Here is a 16,953-nt window from a genome sequence, read left to right on the forward strand (position 1 = left end):
CGCCGCCCGCCACCGGTCGAGGCAGCCCAACGACCACAACCTCGCCAACGCCCTGTCCGCCATGACGGGCGGCGGCCGGCGTGGCGCGCCCCCAGAGTCCGCGCCGTCAGTCGGTGGTCACGTCCGTTATCCGGCGCTGTCCTGGCGTCGTAGCGTCTTTGGTCTCGCCCGGAAATGGACCTGTTCACCCTGCTGGCCGAACAGACTGAGGAACTCGGCCCCTTCACCGTCGAGCGTCCCGAACCAGTGGGGGGTACGGGTGTCGAACTCGGCGGCCTCGCCGGGCCGGAGGACGAGGTCGTGACTGCCGAGCATGAGGCGTAAGCGCCCGTTGAGGACGTAAAGCCACTCGTAACCCTCATGCGTGCGGAGGTCCGGCGTGTCCGATCCGCCTGCCTCAATCACAATCTTGAACGCCTGGATGCCACCTGGCCGCCGTGTGAGCGGGAGCAGGGTCGCCCCGTCGCGCCTGACCGGACGGAGGTTGATCCGAGGGTCGCCGCTCGCAGGGGCGTTGACGAGGTCGTCCAGCGTGACCTGGTAGATCTTCGCAAGTGGGAGCAGCAGTTCGAGGCTGGCACGTCGTTGGCCCGATTCCAGCCGCGACAGGGTGCTCTTCGAGATGCCGGTTCTCTCGGCCACGTCAGTGAGGGTGAGGCGGTGGCTGCGCCGCAGCTGTTGAAGCCGAGGGCCGGCGGCAGTGATGGCCTCTTCCATGTCATCGGACATCCCCCGATGTTGCCATAACTGGGAAGGAAGTTGTCGTTTTGCCGGTTGCCGCGCACTGTCGTGCCCGGAGGTGATCGACGTGAAGAACTACGGAGAACGGGCCGCGCGAGCGGTTGATGTTGTGATCATCGGTGGTGGTGCCGCCGGGCTGAGCGGAGCGTTGATTCTCGCCCGTTCCCTGCGCTCGGTTGTCGTCATCGACGCAGGTCAGCCGCGCAACGCCCCTGCGGACGGGGTGCACGGTCTGCTCGCCAGGGAGGGCACCGTGCCTGGCGAGTTGCTGGCGGCGGGCCGCGACGAGGTCCGCGGCTACGGCGGGGAGATTCTCCCTGGAGAGGTCAGTGGTGCCCATCGTGACGACGACAGGTTCGTCGTCACGCTCGCCGACGGAACGCAGTTGCGGGCTCGTCGTTTGCTGGTCGCGACCGGCCTGGTCGATGTGCTGCCTGACGTGGCCGGGCTGGCACCGCAATGGGGGCACGACGTCGTGCACTGCCCGTACTGCCACGGCTACGAGGTACGCGGACGGGCCATCGGCATTCTGGCCACTGGCGCGCCGTCGGTGCATCACGCCCTGTTGTTCCGCCAGCTCAGCGACGACCTGGTCTACTTCACCCACCGCAGCGAGCTCACCGAGGAGCAGCAGGAACAGTTCGCCGCCCTTGGCATCGACGTGGTGACCGGGGAGGTGGCGGCCGCCGAGGCCGTCGATGGGGATCTGACCGGGCTGCGGATGGCCGACGGCCGTGTGGTGCCGCGCGAGGTCATCGCGGTGGCGACGCGGATGGAGGCGCGCGCCGGTTTCCTCAGCGAACTCGGGCTGCACGCCGTGGAACACCCCAGCGGTATGGGGCATCACCTGCCCGCCGACCAGTTCGGCCGTAGCCAGGTGCCCGGGGTGTGGCTGGCCGGGAACGTGACCGACCTGACCGCTCAGGTCGGGGCGGCCGCGGCCGCCGGAGCGACCGCCGGACAGCACCTCAACGCCGACCTCGTCGCGGAGGACACTCGCGCGGCGGTCGAGCGCCACCGCCGCGCGAGCGCAGGTTCTTCGTAACCAGCACGACCCGAATCTGACCGAAGGTCGGCACCACTGTCCGACCCGAAGCCGAGGTTGGCCCAGCGCGCAGCCGGCGGCCCTCGCCGCGCCGCGCAGGGCCAATCTTCGGCGGGCACCACAAGGAAGGTACCCATGACCAACACGAACCCTCCTGAGGTTGCCGAGGCGCTGCAGTTGCCGGTGACACGGCACCTTGGCTGGGCACTCGCGCTCATCTCGGTCACTCAGCTGCTGATCGTGCTGGACGGCTCGATCGTCACCATCGCGCTGCCTGTCATCGGCGCGGACCTCGACATGTCCGGCGCCAGTCTCACCTGGCTCACCATCGGCTACGCGCTGTTCTTCGGTGGGCTGCTGCTGCTCGGTGGCCGGCTCGGTGACATGTTCGGCTACCGGCGGATGCTCGTGACCGGCATGGTGGGCTTCGCCGTCGCATCGGTGCTCGGCGGTCTCGCCGCGAACGGGCCACTCCTGCTCGGCGTGCGCATCCTGCAGGGCAGCAGCGCCGCGCTCATCGCCCCCGCCGCCCTGGCCCTGGTCACCACCACCTTCCCACTGGGTGCGGCGCGCAACCGCGCCTTCGGCGTCTACGCCGCGATGTCCGGCGCCGGAGCCGGAATCGGCCTGATCATCGGCGGCTGGCTGACCAGCATGGACAGCTTCGTCGGAATCGAGCTGGACGGCTGGCGCCTGACCTTCTTGCTGAACGTCCCGATCGCGCTGGCAATCGCCGTGCTGGCCCCGAAGCTGCTGCGTGAGTCGCCCCGCCGGCGCGGGCTCGTCGACGTTCCGGGAACCGTCACCGGTTCGCTGGGCATCGTCGGTCTGGTCTACGGGCTCACCAGGCCCGGTGAGGGGCATGGCTGGGACGACCCGGCGACGATAGGGACCCTGGCCGTCAGCGTGGCCATGCTCGTCATCTTCGTGCTGATCGAGCGGCGCGCAGCCCATCCGTTGCTGCCTCTGCGGATCTTCCGCAACCGGGTCCGGGCGGGTGGCTACCTGGCCCTGACGCTGGCCATGGCTTCGATGTTCGCCATGTTCTACTTCCTGACCCTGTTCGTTCAGCAGATCCTCGGCTACTCGCCGCTGCGGACCGGCATTGCCTTCTTGCCGTTCGCGCTCGGGATCGTGGTGACGGCGACCGTGGCGGGCAGGGCGATGACGCGGATCCAGCCGCGGATCATCGCCGGCATCGGCACCCTGCTGGCCGCCTTCTCGATGGCGATGTTCGCACGGCTTTCGGTGGACGACAGCCCGGCCGCCGCCGTGCTGGCCGCCCTCGGCGGCACCACGGTCGGCGGGAATGTCAGCTACTGGGGCCAGGTGTTCCCGTACCTGATCACCATGGCCGTGGGCATGGGAATGGTGCTGGCCGGCCTCACCCCGGCCTCGCTCTACCGGCTGGCACCGCAGGACACCGGCGTCGGCTCCGGCCTGTTCAACGCCGCCCAGCAACTCGGTGGATCAGTCGGCCTCGCCGTACTCAGCAGCGTGTCCCTGCACTTCACCGGGCAGCGCACCGAGCAGGTGATCGGCCCGATCACCACAGCACTTCCTGGCGACCCCGAGGCCGTGGAGCGGGCACTGTTGCAGGCGACCTTCACCGAAGGAGTCACCCACGCCTTCCTGGTGGGTTCGATCCTCCTGCTGATCGCGTCGCTGATCGTCTGGACGAACACCCGCGTCCAGCCGAATGACGCAGATGGCGCGCCTCGACCGACGATGTCCTCGGAAGAGTCGGTCCGCTGCTCGATCGGGCATGATGGATAGGCATCCGGTGCGGTGAAGCGAGGGAGTGCGCCGTGGAGCTGCAACTGCGCATGTCCGACAAGGCTCGAGATTTCGTCGAGCAGATACTGCACGAGATGCTGGTGCGATTCCCGATTACTCGGGTCGAGGCGGTGGGCCGGGTGAATCAGGCTTGGGGACACCTCGACCACATCGGCGATATGGACCTGATCTTCCACGAAACGCCGGACGACTGGGCTCGTACCATCTACTACGGTAAGGACTCGCGCTGGTGGCAAGGCGAGGATGGGCTCAAACCATTGCCGTACGAGTCGGACGCCTGATAGGGCATTTGTTGGTCGCAGTGGCGAAAGGCGTTGCTGGCCCTTGAGACACCCGGGTCGACACCCAGCCGGCCGGATGACGGATCTCAGGGCCCCCGCGCCGCCGGGGGACCCTGACGTCCGCCTGCTGTTCAGCTGATCCAGGGGGTACAGGTCCAGGCGCCGCCGAGGAAGTTGTAGCAGGCCTGGTGCTCGTCCCAGGAGTCGAGATCCTCGAGCATGTTGGTCCACACTCCGCCGTTGGTGGAGGGGAACTGCTTGCTGAGGCTGCCGGCGTACCAGTAGCCATAGGACGACCACACCCGGCGCTCGATGCGCACTGTGAACGTCCCACCGTTGTAGCGGAGGTACTGGTCGTTCTGGAGGCGTGCCCAGGCCGCTCTGCAACTGGACGACTTCACGACGACGATGCCGAGTCCGCTGTCGTAGCCGCCGCCGGTCCAGCCGTGCCGGGTGCCGCTGCATTGGCCGTTGGGATTGACGTTGTGACAGCCGGTGCCCGAACACGCGGCCAGCGCCGGCGACGCCGGTACCGCCGCGGTGACCACGCCGAGTCCGATGAACGCCACCAGGGCGATCAGCGTCCGCACCAGGCGATGCTTCCGGACCTTCCCTACCTTCATGCTGTCCTCCTCAGTCGTGCTGCATGTCGTGGTGGTGATCCTTCGGCGTCGCCGCATCGCGGCCGCATCGTCAGGTCATCCGCGCGGTGTTTCGCCGCCATCGCCGTCGGCATGGGCGACCTCGAGCGTGTAGCCGCCCGTGCTCCGGTCGAGGTGGGCGCCGAAGAGCATCCCGCCGGAGCCGGGACAGGCAGTTCTCAACCTGGTTAACAGCGGTGGTGGGCAGGTTGCCCGACCAGAGCATGTCGATCATGTCCGTGGTCGCGACCGTCCGGCCGCGACTGACAAGCAGCATCGCGATGACCCGCTGGGTGCGCAGGCACCCGTGCCGGATGCCACCTTGGACGTGCCGTGACGCCGGCGCGGTACGCCCACGATGGCATCGTGATGCGCCGACGGTGAGCGCGGTTCCGACACTGCATCGACCCCACGTCATCCGGGAGGAACCGCAGTGTCAGCATCACCGCCCCGCCCCGCCCCGCCCCGCCCCGCGCTGCCGCGCGGGCTCAGTCCCGGCGCCGCCCGTCGCGGCGCCACCGTCGCGCTCGCCGCCGTCTCGATCGTCGCCAGTGGGCTCGTGGCGCTCCCCGCCCCGGCCGCCGCGGCGCCGGACCCGCCGCCCCCGAAGGATGTGGCGTCGACCGCGATACCGCCCGGTCAGCGCGACTCGACCCTCAAGCAGGGCTGGCGGAAGTCGCAGGACCGAGCCTGGACCCTCTCCGGCGACATGACCGGCCTGCATGTGCTCGTGGCGTCGGCCGCCTCCGGGTACAGCTGGACGACCGCGGCCACGCTGAGCGAGCCCGGGCTGGAGACCGACCAGTGGATCGGCAACGGCTGCCTCACCGAGTCGGGCCGGCGGCTCGTCGTCACGTACGCGCCCCGCGCCTACACCAACAAGCCCGACCTGTTCGACCGCGGTGCCTTCGTGGCGGTCGTGGACCTCAAGGACCAGTCCGTCCGGAAGGTAGCCGCGCACGCATCCCTCGCGTACTTCAGCCCCGGCTGCGGTACCGGTGAGAACGTCGTGCTGAGCACGTTCACCGGCGGCGACACCGGCTCGGGCAAGACCCGCCTGACGCAGCTCGACGCCGCGACCGGCACCGCGTCCGCGCCAATCCAGGTAGCGGGCCAGCTCACCTCGGCGCTACCGGTCAAGGGCCAGATCCTCGCCGCCGACAACGGCGCGCTGGTCAAGGTCGACGGCAAGGGTCGCCGGTCGGCCGTCGCGAGGACCACCGGGGTACCGTTCCGGCTGGCGGCCAACGGCGATGCCGTCGTATACATGGATGCCGACAGCAAGGCCGGCCGGGTCAAGCGGACCGTCGTGAGGTCCGGCGCGACGGCCACGCTGGCCGAGGGCGGCACGACCGATATGAACGTGGTCAAGGGCGCGGGCGGTCGGGTCGGCATCACCGGTACCCCCGGCAAGGTGCACAAGCTGCCCAAGGGTGTCGCGAAGCTCGACGCGACCGTGCAGGCGGAGATGTCCAGCGAGGGTGACCTGCTGCTCGACGACATCAAGTGGACGACCGACCCGCGGGCGGCGCAGGCCGCGGACGGCCGCCGCGGACGCTCGCTCACCATGAAGGCCAAGGTGCCGGCGTCCGGCCGCAGCGTGGACTTCGCGGTCGAGCCGACCACGCCGACGTCGGGCGACGCCGGCGCTCGGGCGAACCCGAAGACGCCAAGGCGGGCCCGGTCGGCACCGGGTGCCACGACGCTGGCGACACCGCTGCACGACCCGGTCGACGCTGCCGCCTGGTGCGCCATCCCCCGCAACGACGTGCGGGTACAGGTGTACCAGCCGCGCGCCCGGGAGATCGAGTGGGTCGTCGACATGGCGGTGCAGGACGCGCTGATCCTCAACCGGGGCAACAACTTCAACCAGTCTGGCCTGCCCGGCTACAACGTCGCACAGTGGTTCCCGATGCGGCCGCTCAACGGCGGCGGCCACGTGCCCGCGCAGATCATGCTCGGCATCCTCGCCCAGGAGTCGAACCTGTGGCAGGCCTCGCCGCACGTCCTGCCCGGCGAGTTCGGCAACCCGCTCATCGGCAACTACTACGGGCTGGACATCTACGACGCCGACACGAGCGACGACTGGAAGATCCGCTGGGACAAGTCCGACTGCGGCTACGGCGTCGGGCAGGTCACCGACGGCATGCGCAAGCCCGGGTTCCAGAAGCCGAACGAGGTCCCGCTGCCGTACAACCAACAGCTGGCCATCACCGTGGACTTCGCCGCGAACATCTCCCAGTCGCTGCGGATCCTGCAGGACAAGTGGAACCAGGTCCACGCGTACAACATGAAGGTCAACGGCGGCGACCCGCAGTACATCGAGAGCTGGTTCTTCGCGGTGTGGGCCTACAACACCGGGTTCTACGCGCCGCAGGGCAGCACGGACGGTCCGTGGGGCGTCGGCTGGGCGAACAACCCGGCCAACCCGCGGTATCCGGCGAACCGGAAGGCGTTCCTGGAGTTCACCTACGACGACGCGCGGCACCCGAGCCACTGGCCGTACCCGGAGAAGATCATGGGTTGGGCCGGACACCCGCTCAACGCGATCGAGAAGCCGGACACCTACACCGACGGCTACCGGTACGCGTGGTGGAGCACGAACGACGGGCGCGAGCGGGTGAAGCCGCACCTCCAGACGTTCTGCGACCAGTCCAACGACTGCTACTACGGCAACAACCTCCCGCCGACGGCGCCCGATGTGATCGACGAGCCGGCCGGCCCGTGCCACCACGAGAACGTCATCGGCGAACGGGACCTCAAATGCTGGTACAACCAGTCCGCCGACTGGAAACCGGGCTGTCTGGACTGTGGTAAGGCCGCCATCAGGTACGACCCCGGCTGGGCGTATCCGGCCGCAGGGGTGAGCTACTACCCGAAGTGCGGCACTGACCTGCCGGCGAACGCGCTCGTGGTCGACGACGTGATCAACGAGGTCGTCAGCCCACGCCGTGACGAGGCCGGTTGGTTCTGCACCCGACGAACGAACAGCGGCACGTTCACGCACGGGTTCGCCGGCGAGACGCAGAACGGCACGCTCCAGTACCCGGGCAAGATCGACCTGCACCAGGTCGGCGGCGGGTACGGCGCGCACTACTGGTTCACGCACACCCGCGAGCCGGGCAGCAACCTCTACGTCAGCGGAACGTGGACGCTGGACCGCACGGTGAACGGCTGGATGCGGGTCATGGTCCACATCCCCGATCACCTCGGAACCACGCAGCAGGCGGCGTACAAGATCACGACGAAGAACGGCGTGGTCAAGACCCGCATGGTCCAGCAGCGCGGGTACGCGAACCGCTGGGTGGCGCTCGGCGTGTTCGAGTTCAACAACGTCCCAAAGGTGGAGCTGACCAACATGGTGTCGGACCTGACACCGGAGGAACTGGCGCAGTTGCGGGACGACGTGCCGGCCAGTGGGCAGGGCGACCTGGCCTTTGGCCGGCCGCAGGAGAACGTGGCGTTCGACGCGGCGGCGTTCATCCCGCTGCCGGGCAAGCCGCAGCACCAGGTGGTGGCGCTCGGCGACTCGTTCTCGTCGGGCGAGGGCGCCTCGCCGGTGAACGGCTCGGACTACTACCGCGAGACGGACAACAACAGCAACAACGCCTTCCGCAACGGCTGCCACCGCTCGAAGAAGGCGTGGTCGCGCAAGGCTGTGCTGCCCGGGTCTTCCACGCCGATCGGGCCGCGGGCGGACATCACGAGCCAGCAGCACGACGTCAACATGGACTACCACCTGATCGCCTGCTCGGGCGCGGAGACGGAGAACATCCTGCCGCTGCGTACCGTCAGCAACGAGCCCCGCAACGCCGACAATGAACGGGGCAAGGGCCAGTACCTGGAGGTGTCCCAGCTCGACAAGGGCTACCTGGACGAGAACACCACGCTCGTCACGATCTCGATCGGCGGCAACGACGCGAAGTTCGGCCCGGCGGTCAAGGAGTGCCTCGTCATGGCCGGTCCGCTGGACTGCTTCAAGGCGAAGCTGTCGGGCGAGACGGACACCGTGGACGCGTCGACCAGGCGCCGGATCACCGACACAGTTTCCCGGTCCAACACGAAGGTGCTGGAGGAGATCCGCAAGAAGGCGCCGAACGCCAAGATCATGCTCATGGGGTACCCGAAGATCGTAGAAGTCGGCGGCGACCCGCTCTGCGCCATCAAGCTCGTCCTCAGCGACGAGGAGCGGGTGTGGCTGTCCGAGATGAGCGTGCTGCTGCGTGACAAGCAACTGGACGTCGTCCGCGACTTCAACACCGCACACGGCGGGACGATCGCGTACTACTCCGACCCGATCGACGAGTTCGCGGGCAAGTCGGTCTGCGGCTCGCCGGTGGGCATCCACGGGATCGTGACGGACAAATCGCCGGGTGACATCCCGGACGGCCCGACGTCGCAGCAGTCCTTCCACCCCAACAGCCCGGCCGGTGTCAGCCTCTACGCTCAATCGATGAATTTCACCGTCACGCAGATGTACCCGTGACGAACGCGTCACGATCCGGGAGCCCGGGCGGCCGTCGGTTGCTCGGGCTCCTGGCCCCGCTCGTGCTCTGCATTGCCAGTACCGATGCATGCTCCTCACTCGAGGAAGGTGCCCACCAGACGCCGTCGAGCCGGCATCTAGTACGGGCGCGGTGACCCGGCCCCGACGGCAAGCCGCCCGGCCTGGCCACAGGCCAGGCCGGGGCGGCCAGCCACCCAGGGCCGGTATGCCGCGTGCAGTTGCCGAGAGATCGTCGAGGAATGTCGAGGACCAGTGCGGCCCGCCGCCCAGCGAAAGGAGTTGCTGCCAGCGGTTACTGGTCGTTGTAAGTCCAGCTAGGCGGCGGCGAAGAGCATCCGTGCCAGGTGCCGGCTGCCGAGTCGTAGAAACAAGCCTGCCATTCGAGCAAGCTTCCGATGCCGTAAGCGTGCTGGGTGCCGTTCTCGTAGTAGTCCTTGTTGCACACGCCCCAGTTGCCGGCGCCCAGCTTGTTCACGCAGGAACCCTCGCGGTAATCCACTGTGTACCAGCCGGGATAGGTGTCGAGCCGGTTCGTCCACGACGCGGTCACCGATCGGCCATCAGAACTGTTGTCGAGCACCCACCACCGGTCGCCGGACCGCTCGAAACAGGCCTGGGCGCCGGGCGTCCACTCACAAATCGCTCCCGCTGGTGGCGCGCCTGAAGGGGTGGCGGTGTTCCACTCGTACGGGTTGATCGAGGTAACGGTCGAGTCGGCCGCAGCGAGTTGCGAGACGGGTGTTGCCGCGGCGGGAGCGGCAAGCACCGGTGCGGCCGACGTGATCGCCACGCCAACTAGGAGGACCAGTCCCGCCAGAACCGCCGAGGCTCTCTGCTTGATAGAGAGGTTCATTCCCCTTGCCTTCCTTCCGTGTCGAGTGGCCCGCAGGACGAAGATCGGCCTGCTCGACTACATCGATCTGGCGGTAAGCCTGACCTGCGGCTGGCGAGGTGGAACAGGGTCTGAGGTGTGCGGAACAGTTTCGCTCACGCCGCCTCGGCGGCTGCCTGCGGGCGTCGGCATGGATAGTGATGGCGGCTGCACGATGCCGCAGGTCAGAGTCGGTCCAGTGTCCTGTTTCACCGCGGAGTGCTCCGCGGTGCTGCACGCGGTCGACAAGCCTCTATGTCGCCCGCTAGGGGAGACGTGCAGTGCCCTGACCAGGACCATCAGGCTTGAGAGCTCCTCGGCGGACCGAAGGTGCCGGCACCGATGCTCTGCGTCCTCAGAGACGGGCGATCCCCGCGCCTAGCCGAGGAGCACATGCGTCGTCTCCGTAAGCCGCAGTCAGCTCAGCTCAGCGTCAGGAATCATGGCGTCGTAGGGTTCGTGGCATGCACAGCACCCTGACGGAGCGCGCTCGGTGCCTCTATGGCGACGAGTATCGGCCCACTCCGCCGCGATGCAGCGCTGATCACGACGAGCGCTACCTCATTGAGGAATTAACCTTCGCTGATGCGGAGTCGATCCTCGCCATGCTGCGCGAGCTGTGCCCACACGTGGTTGACGGCCTCTTGCCGATCTGGGTGCGGAACCTGGCCTATCGGCTGGTCCTTCTGCAGCGTCCCGATGAGCCGGCGCTGTTGAGAGAAGCTGCGCAGAACCTCTGGCTGCATGGCCCCGATGGGGATGACATCGCGGCAGACCTCACCCGCCGCGCCGAGGGACTGGAAGCAAGCTGAACCGGAAGCCCAGCAGTCAGGGCGTCTGGGTCGAAGCGGGCGCGCATCGCGTCGATGTCCAGCATGTCGAGCGCGGTGGCGACGACGCGGACCGTGGGTCACCGCAGTGCTGCTGCGAGGTCGGCGGCGTTGTCGAACGCGGGTGTCGCCCTTTCGGATTCGTCTTGTGTGAGCGTGACGGACTGGGCGCGGACCAGCATGTCGGCCGCAGTCTTCGGATCCTGCAGCACCATGGCGAGTTCGGCGCGGTAGACCAGGACCTCCACCTGCTCGACCGGGTCGTCGTCGGCTTGTAGGCGGGCCAACGCGCTGTCTAGGATCCGAACGGCTTGTCCGACGCTTCCCCTGGAATCGGCTTGCACGACAGCATTCGCCAGGGCCTTGGCCAGCCGCCCGGCAGGCGTGGCGGCCGGCATGGGCGCGTTGGCGGCGTCCCGAAAGACGCGGATCCAGTTGCCGCCCGGGTCGATGACGCTGAATCCGCCCAACCCGTCGGCGTTCTTCCGCGCCCTAGGCCGGGTCATCCGCGGCGTTCCGAACACCAGTACCTTGCCGTACGCGGCGCGCATGCCGGCTGCGAATGCCCGATGTAGTCCCTCGATGTCCGCGGTGAGTACGAGACAGGAGCCATAGGACTGCTCCGCGTCAAATCCGGCGATCTCGAAGAACTGCAGATGGAGGTCTTCCCGCTGCACCCCCACACACGCGTTGGGCTTGCGTTGCTTGTACGTGGTGCGGAAACCGAGAACCCTGTAGAAGGTCTCGATGTCGTCAATGGATGCGCACGGCAGCAGGGGAACGGTCCGCTCGTTGGTCATGCCTCCTTCCTAAGCGTCGCAGGGTGTCCGTCGCACATGGAAATAGCCGATCATCGCCTACGATCATCCGATCGGCTGATGACCCAGAACGCAAGGCGGCCGCCCGAACCATTGGCGGCGCGTTCCTGCCTGCCATGTGTCTCGCCAAGATCAGGCACTCGGATCTGCCGCTGACAAGCACGTCGCCGATGAGCGGCTGCCGACCCGGGAGTAATACGAGCGGCCAAGTTCCGGTCGTGTATTGGAAATCATGCGCCGGCAGGTGAAGCGATCTGCCGACCTGGCGTTCACCAACACGCTGTGGCAGGTAGGTGGCGGTCGTCCCTGCGAGGCTGCCGATGGACAGGGCGAAGGCCAGCGGGAGGAACAAGTCCGTCGGGGCGGCCGGAATACGGCAGACCGGGGCCCCGAGGGCGGATGGGGCGCGGTCGACGCCTGGTTCGCCGACCTCGACCCGCAGTGCTCGCCACCATGACAAAAACGGGTGGCCTCGCCAGCCCGTCCCGCCCTACCTTGCAATTGGATCTTTCTTCTGCGACCCACTCACGAGAGGACTTCACCCCGCGTGACGCCGCCTGCTCTTTAGACCTGACACCTTCCCCGTGCATCGGTCGCCGACGTCGCCGTCGGCTCTTCTCCCATGCCTTCCGTCAGGTCTTCAGAGGGATCATGTCTACGCTTCCTCATCTCGTTTCGTCCTGGGCCCTTCGGCGCCCGCACCTTCTCCTGCTCGCGATTTGCTGCGTCCACTGCCATTCCGGCCTCGCCAGCACCGGCGAGGGCAGGTTCCGCGTCAGTGCCAACGGCAAACTCCGCGACATCCCGCTCCTGTTAAAGGGCTACTCCGGCAACTCCTCCCGCCGTGGGCCTGAGCTGGGGCGAGAGGCAAGGTGGCCTGGTCCCGGACTGCATCATGCGGCGGTCCGCGCGCGGTCGCTCATGACCGGGCGCGAACGAAGGTCAGGCCCGGACCGATACCGGCGACGAAGGTGAACAGCCGGATGCATACAACCGATGCCGCTGCTGCTCCGCTCAGCCGATTCGGCGGACGTGCTGCAGGCTGTCCGGCAGCTGCGAGCCGGCTGGGCGGCGACCGTCGAGCGGCTGCGAGCGACGCCCAGGGGGTCGAAGCAGTAGTGCGTCGGTGGCGAATGGTCGCCGGTGGAGGCCCAGCACCAGATGGTGTTCGTGCACGACTCGTGGTTCCGCCGCTGCTGTCTGGGATCGACCGAGCCGTTCACAGCGATCGGGCTGGCGCCCGACTTCGTCCCTGACCAGGAGGAGCAGGGCTGGGCCGAGCGGCGGCCCCCAGTCTCGACGAGGTGCTGGCCGCGCAAGACGTGCGAGGCACTGACCTAGAACGTTGGCCGTCGACGGTGACGGCCGATCAGCTCTCCGGGTTGGCCACCGTATGCCAGAGAGAAGCCGGTGTTGGAGCGCGTACCGGGCGGCGCGCTACTTGCCGCAGCGTGTCCCGGATGGCAATATGCCGCCCATGATCCAGAGAATCGAGTCCTTCCTCCGCCAGTGAGCGTGATGACCGAGCCCGGACTGCTCGGACCCCAGATCACCCTGTTTGAACACGCTCTACGTCTGCATCAGCAAGATCCTGACGGTGCGCTGCCACGCGACGGCGAGCCGTATCCGGACGAAGACCGTTACCGCCCCCAACTGCGGAACCGGACGGCAAGCGATCGAAGACTCGACGGGGTCGATGTCGCTGCCATTCTCGACAAGCACTTCAGTGAGCCTGACGCGCCGGTAAGCGAACTTGCCGACGCGTTGCGCGACCTCTACGTGCCCATCCATCGCAACGAGCACATCGCTGCCGCGGCGCTACGCGCCGATCGGCGACGAGTACAACAGACCGGCCGATGGCTCGTGCGGCACAGCGTGGACCGGGGCCCGGCCACTGTCGGACTGGCGCTGATGGGCACTGACTTTGCCGAGGACGATATCCCGCTGATCCAGACCATCGGCCTGCTGTCGAACTGGTTCGGGCCGTTGGCCGCCGAGGCGTTGCAACGCCGCCGTAGAGGCAGTGAGGCGTTGCTGTGGCTCGCCCAGCGTGTGGCCGGCTGGGGCCGGGTCTACGTCGTCGAGGCCATGTGCCGACGCGGCGGCTCCGCCTCTCGAGCGTGGCTTCTGCGGCACGCCTGCGACGGCGATTACCTCAACGGCTACTTCGCTGGCCAGGTCGCCACAACAGCGCACCTGCACGAAGCGATCACCAGCACTGAGGCCGACGATGCCCTGATCGATCACACCGGCCGACTCCTGAAGGCCATGACCGATTGCGGTGGAATGGGCACGACCCTCGAGCATTACCCGCCGGCGCCCGTCGTCCTGGCTGCGCACGCTGCTCACCTCGCCCGGCAGACGCCGACCGCCAGCCGGTACGTCGACGCTGCGGTCATCGCCGACCATTTAGCGACCAAACCTTCGAACCGATGCGGTTGCACCGCCGAGCAGCGAGACCACATCGTTCGGCAGTACCTCGCAGTACTCGACCGGCCAGACTGGTGCGCCACGGTCAGCGCAGACCTTGACCAAACCAGCGACTTCTTCACCTGGTTCGCCGGGAACGTGGCGGCGCGGCTACGCCTCCGAGCGTTCGAGAAGTTCGCCAGCGATGATGATCGATGAGGCCCTGACGAGTCGGTCCCACTTGCGGCGCCGCACCCAGCGGTCCCTCTGTGGTGACCTTTCAAAGCACCCGAAGGCGTCAGCGTTGGCGCTGCCGCGCAGGCGGTAGGGCGGCCTCCACTCGTGCCGATGTGCGCGCCTTCGGGAGGATGTGAGCATGCCCAGCCGCTTAGCGAGTGACAAACTGAGTGACGACTGAGGTCGCCACCTCTCGGCGACCCGTGGACGACGACGGATAGCTCGCTGGGCGTCACGCAGTTGGACCGTAAGTTGCTCAAAGGCCGCTGACTCAGGTGCCGCAGGCCGCACGGACATGCGAATCGGCGGTGACCGTCCGGGTGACGGTCACCGCCGACTGCGTCATCGAACCTGGTCAGGCGGCCGAGCAGGCGGTGTCCAGCTCCTTGATGGCGGCTTCCAGGGCCTTCTTGCTGGGCTTGGCGTCGGCGGACTTGTTGTACGCGTCGCTCAGGGCCATCATCTCGTTCTGGATCTTCTCGGAGGTGGCGGTGACTGCCTCGTTGGCACTCATCGAGTGCGCCAGGATCGCGACCGAGCCGGCGGCCCACTGGGCACTGACCGCGAAGTGCCCGGCTGGCGGGCCGATCTTCTCGGCCTTGGTGATCTTGGCCGCGTTGTCCTTGATGTCCTTCTTGATGTCGGTGCAGGCCTTCACTGTGGCCGCGTCGTTGGCCGCGGTGCTGGGCGCGGTGGTGGCCGCGCCGCCGGTCGGGGCGGCGCTCGAGGCTGCCGGGGACGGCGCGGTTGCGGTGCCCTCGGAGTCGGGCTGCGGATCGCAGCCGGACATCGCGATCGCCGCCGCAACGGCAAAGCCACTCAGGACGAGTCGAGTTCGGTTCATTGATGTTCCCCCATGATCTTCATGTTCGGCGCACGCTACCAGCCCCGGTCGGACGGGTGGGATCAGTTAATGGGCCGACGAGCACCGAGCCCTAGGTCTGGAGCTGGATGCGAGGCGCGCCGTGGCTGGCCTCAGCCAACCCGGGTACGGATCTCGCGGACCACGGTCGGCCAGACTTCCTTTGGCAGGTCGTGACCGGTGCCGGGCAGTTCGACGTAGCGGGCGTCTGGCACCGACGCGGCGATGCGGCGGCCGGCGGCGGGGCGGATCAGCGGGTCCTGCTCGCCGTGTAACACCAGGGTGGGCACGCGGAGCTCGCGCAGGCGCGGGCCGTGCCAGGTGGCGCTGGTCTGCCGGGCCTGGGCACGGCTGTTGCGGACACCGCTGGGCAGCCCGGCGTCGAGTTCGCGCTCCACGCGGAGGCGGGCGTCATGCTCGTCGAACGGGTGGCCGGGAGAGGCGACCGCCCGCAACAGGGCCAGGCCGGCCGCCACGTCGCCGTCGCGGCCGGCGGGCTGGCGCATGCGCGTCAGGCGCGCCAGGAACGGCAGGCGCACATAGCGCAGGACGGCGGCACCACGAATGTCGCTGGGCACGGCGGCGAAAGAGGTCACGGTGCGCACCCGCTCCGGGTGGCGTAGCGCGGTGCGCTGAGCGACCAGGCCGCCCTGGGAGATGCCGAAGAGGTGGGCGCGCCGCCATCGGAGCGCGTCTAGCACGGCGACGGTGTCGTCGGCCATGTCCTCGGCGGTGTAGGCAGGCGGCCGCCGGCGGAACAGCGCGGTCACCGGATTGCCAGCCGGGGTGTCGTCGAAGTGGGTGGAGCCGCCGGCGTCGCGGCCGTCGAACGAGGCCACGTGGAAACCGGCGTTGATCAGCGCGCCGACCAGCCCGTCGGGCCAGTAGAAACGGGACACGCCGAGCCCCATGAGCAGCAGCAGCGGCTCGCCGCCGGCGCCGCCGAGGTCGTCGGCCGCGAGGTGCACGTCGCCATTGCGTGCGGTGTACGGGGTTCTGGCCATCTCCGCCTCACTTATTCGGGAACGGCGTTCGCGAACACCGTATGCCAATAGTTAGGATGGACGCAATCGAGAGGGGTGGCATGGAGGCGATGCCGATCTGGCTTCGGAAACGGCGCACGGGAGTGGGCCGGCCGGCCGAGCGGTCCCGGACGGAGGTGACCGCCGCGGCGATCGCGCTGGCCGACGGACAAGGGCTGGCCGCGGTCTCGATGCGCCGCATCGCCGCAGAGTTGGGCACCGGGGCCGCGTCGCTCTACCGCTATGTCGACAGCCGGGACGACCTGCTCGACCTGATGACCGACGAGGTGGCTGCCGCCTATCAGCTGCCGGCGCCGGGTGGTCCCTGGCTGCCGGGCCTGCTGGAGGTGTGCAGACAGGGGCGCGAGCTGATGCGGCGGCACCATTGGCTGCCGGAGCTGCTGCTCACGCGCTCGGCGCTCGGCCCGCACGGTACCGATCTGCTGGAGCACGTGTTGGCGGTCCTCGCCGGGCATCCGGCGGATGTGGGCCGCAAGCTGGAGGCGTTTGCCGTGATGAACACGCTCACCGCCGCGTTCGTCCTGAACGAACTCAACGGGAGCTCCAGCGCCCGGCAGAGGCAGGGCGCCTACCTGGCCCACGTGATCGCGGCGGGCCGGCACGCCCACCTGACGGCGGCGTTGACCGACGGGCCGCTGGTGCCTGCGCCACGCTTCGAGGACGTGATGTCGCGGGTTCTCGCCGGCTTACTGGAGGAGTGATCAGCCGGCGGCACGCAGGATGCCTGTCATCGCGGCCAACGGCACCGACAAGGCGGACCCGGGTGCGAGGGTCGGCGGGCTCAGGCCGCGGTCGGCTGGGACTACAGCCGGGTCGTTGACCGCCACACCGACCTGCGGAGCCGCAGTGCCTCGCGGGTCAAACCGTCACC

Annotated in this window: 13 protein-coding genes; 7 read left to right on the top strand and 6 right to left on the bottom strand. The window is 68.2% G+C overall.

Annotation, left to right across the window (positions count from 1 at the left end; translation table 11 throughout):
* Positions 1-126 precede the first annotated feature (126 nt).
* Complete coding sequence (locus ACLJOK_RS04675) at positions 127-729, bottom strand: helix-turn-helix domain-containing protein (RefSeq protein ID WP_410816356.1); 603 nt, start codon at positions 727-729, stop codon at positions 127-129.
* A 79-nt stretch (positions 730-808) separates the two neighbouring features.
* Between ACLJOK_RS04675 and ACLJOK_RS04680 the strand changes: the two genes are divergently transcribed.
* The 3 genes from ACLJOK_RS04680 (at position 809) to ACLJOK_RS04690 (ending at position 3,864) form a co-directional block, all read left to right on the top strand.
* Positions 809-1,786 (top strand): NAD(P)/FAD-dependent oxidoreductase, encoded by a 978-nt coding sequence (locus ACLJOK_RS04680; RefSeq protein WP_410816357.1) that lies wholly within the window; start codon positions 809-811, stop codon positions 1,784-1,786.
* Between the two features lie 135 nt (positions 1,787-1,921).
* Complete coding sequence (locus ACLJOK_RS04685; protein WP_410816359.1) at positions 1,922-3,562, top strand: MFS transporter; 1,641 nt, start codon at positions 1,922-1,924, stop codon at positions 3,560-3,562.
* 32 nt (positions 3,563-3,594) lie between these two features.
* Complete coding sequence (locus ACLJOK_RS04690; protein WP_410816360.1) at positions 3,595-3,864, top strand: hypothetical protein; 270 nt, start codon at positions 3,595-3,597, stop codon at positions 3,862-3,864.
* Positions 3,865-3,995: 131 nt separating this feature from the next.
* Here the strand turns inward: ACLJOK_RS04690 and ACLJOK_RS04695 are convergent, their stop codons facing one another.
* Entirely contained in the window at positions 3,996-4,487 is a 492-nt protein-coding gene (locus ACLJOK_RS04695) for a hypothetical protein (RefSeq protein ID WP_410816361.1), read from the bottom strand.
* 451 nt (positions 4,488-4,938) lie between these two features.
* On the opposite strand from ACLJOK_RS04695, the gene ACLJOK_RS04700 reads away from it, so the two are divergent.
* Positions 4,939-8,991, top strand: coding sequence for a hypothetical protein (locus ACLJOK_RS04700; protein WP_410816362.1), 4,053 nt, complete (start codon positions 4,939-4,941; stop codon positions 8,989-8,991).
* Positions 8,992-9,304: 313 nt separating this feature from the next.
* Here ACLJOK_RS04700 and ACLJOK_RS04705 read toward each other — a convergent pair whose 3' ends face one another.
* Positions 9,305-9,865 carry a hypothetical protein gene (locus ACLJOK_RS04705; RefSeq protein WP_410816364.1) on the bottom strand — a complete coding sequence of 187 codons (561 nt, stop codon included), beginning with the start codon at positions 9,863-9,865 and terminating at the stop codon, positions 9,305-9,307.
* A 482-nt stretch (positions 9,866-10,347) separates the two neighbouring features.
* On the opposite strand from ACLJOK_RS04705, the gene ACLJOK_RS04710 reads away from it, so the two are divergent.
* Entirely contained in the window at positions 10,348-10,695 is a 348-nt protein-coding gene (locus ACLJOK_RS04710) for a hypothetical protein (protein WP_410816366.1), read from the top strand.
* Positions 10,696-10,793: 98 nt separating this feature from the next.
* On the opposite strand, the gene ACLJOK_RS04715 is transcribed toward ACLJOK_RS04710, so the two are convergent.
* A complete protein-coding gene (locus ACLJOK_RS04715; protein ID WP_410816368.1) occupies positions 10,794-11,513 on the bottom strand; it encodes a VOC family protein in 720 nt (239 codons plus the stop codon).
* Between the two features lie 1,536 nt (positions 11,514-13,049).
* Here ACLJOK_RS04715 and ACLJOK_RS04720 point away from each other — a divergent pair.
* Positions 13,050-14,159: a hypothetical protein gene (locus ACLJOK_RS04720; RefSeq protein ID WP_410819267.1), complete on the top strand. Its 1,110-nt coding sequence runs from the start codon at positions 13,050-13,052 to the stop codon at positions 14,157-14,159.
* Positions 14,160-14,532: 373 nt separating this feature from the next.
* On the opposite strand, the gene ACLJOK_RS04725 is transcribed toward ACLJOK_RS04720, so the two are convergent.
* Entirely contained in the window at positions 14,533-15,021 is a 489-nt protein-coding gene (locus tag ACLJOK_RS04725) for a hypothetical protein (RefSeq protein ID WP_410816369.1), read from the bottom strand.
* A gap of 131 nt (positions 15,022-15,152) precedes the next feature.
* Positions 15,153-16,043: an alpha/beta fold hydrolase gene (locus ACLJOK_RS04730; RefSeq protein WP_410816370.1), complete on the bottom strand. Its 891-nt coding sequence runs from the start codon at positions 16,041-16,043 to the stop codon at positions 15,153-15,155.
* Positions 16,044-16,099: 56 nt separating this feature from the next.
* Here ACLJOK_RS04730 and ACLJOK_RS04735 point away from each other — a divergent pair, with 56 nt between their 5' ends.
* Positions 16,100-16,783 carry a TetR/AcrR family transcriptional regulator gene (locus tag ACLJOK_RS04735; protein ID WP_410816371.1) on the top strand — a complete coding sequence of 228 codons (684 nt, stop codon included), beginning with the start codon at positions 16,100-16,102 and terminating at the stop codon, positions 16,781-16,783.
* Positions 16,784-16,953 lie beyond the last annotated feature (170 nt).

This window comes from Micromonospora sp. 050-3 (assembly GCF_046549335.1).
Classification (GTDB): domain Bacteria; phylum Actinomycetota; class Actinomycetes; order Mycobacteriales; family Micromonosporaceae; genus Micromonospora; species Micromonospora trifolii.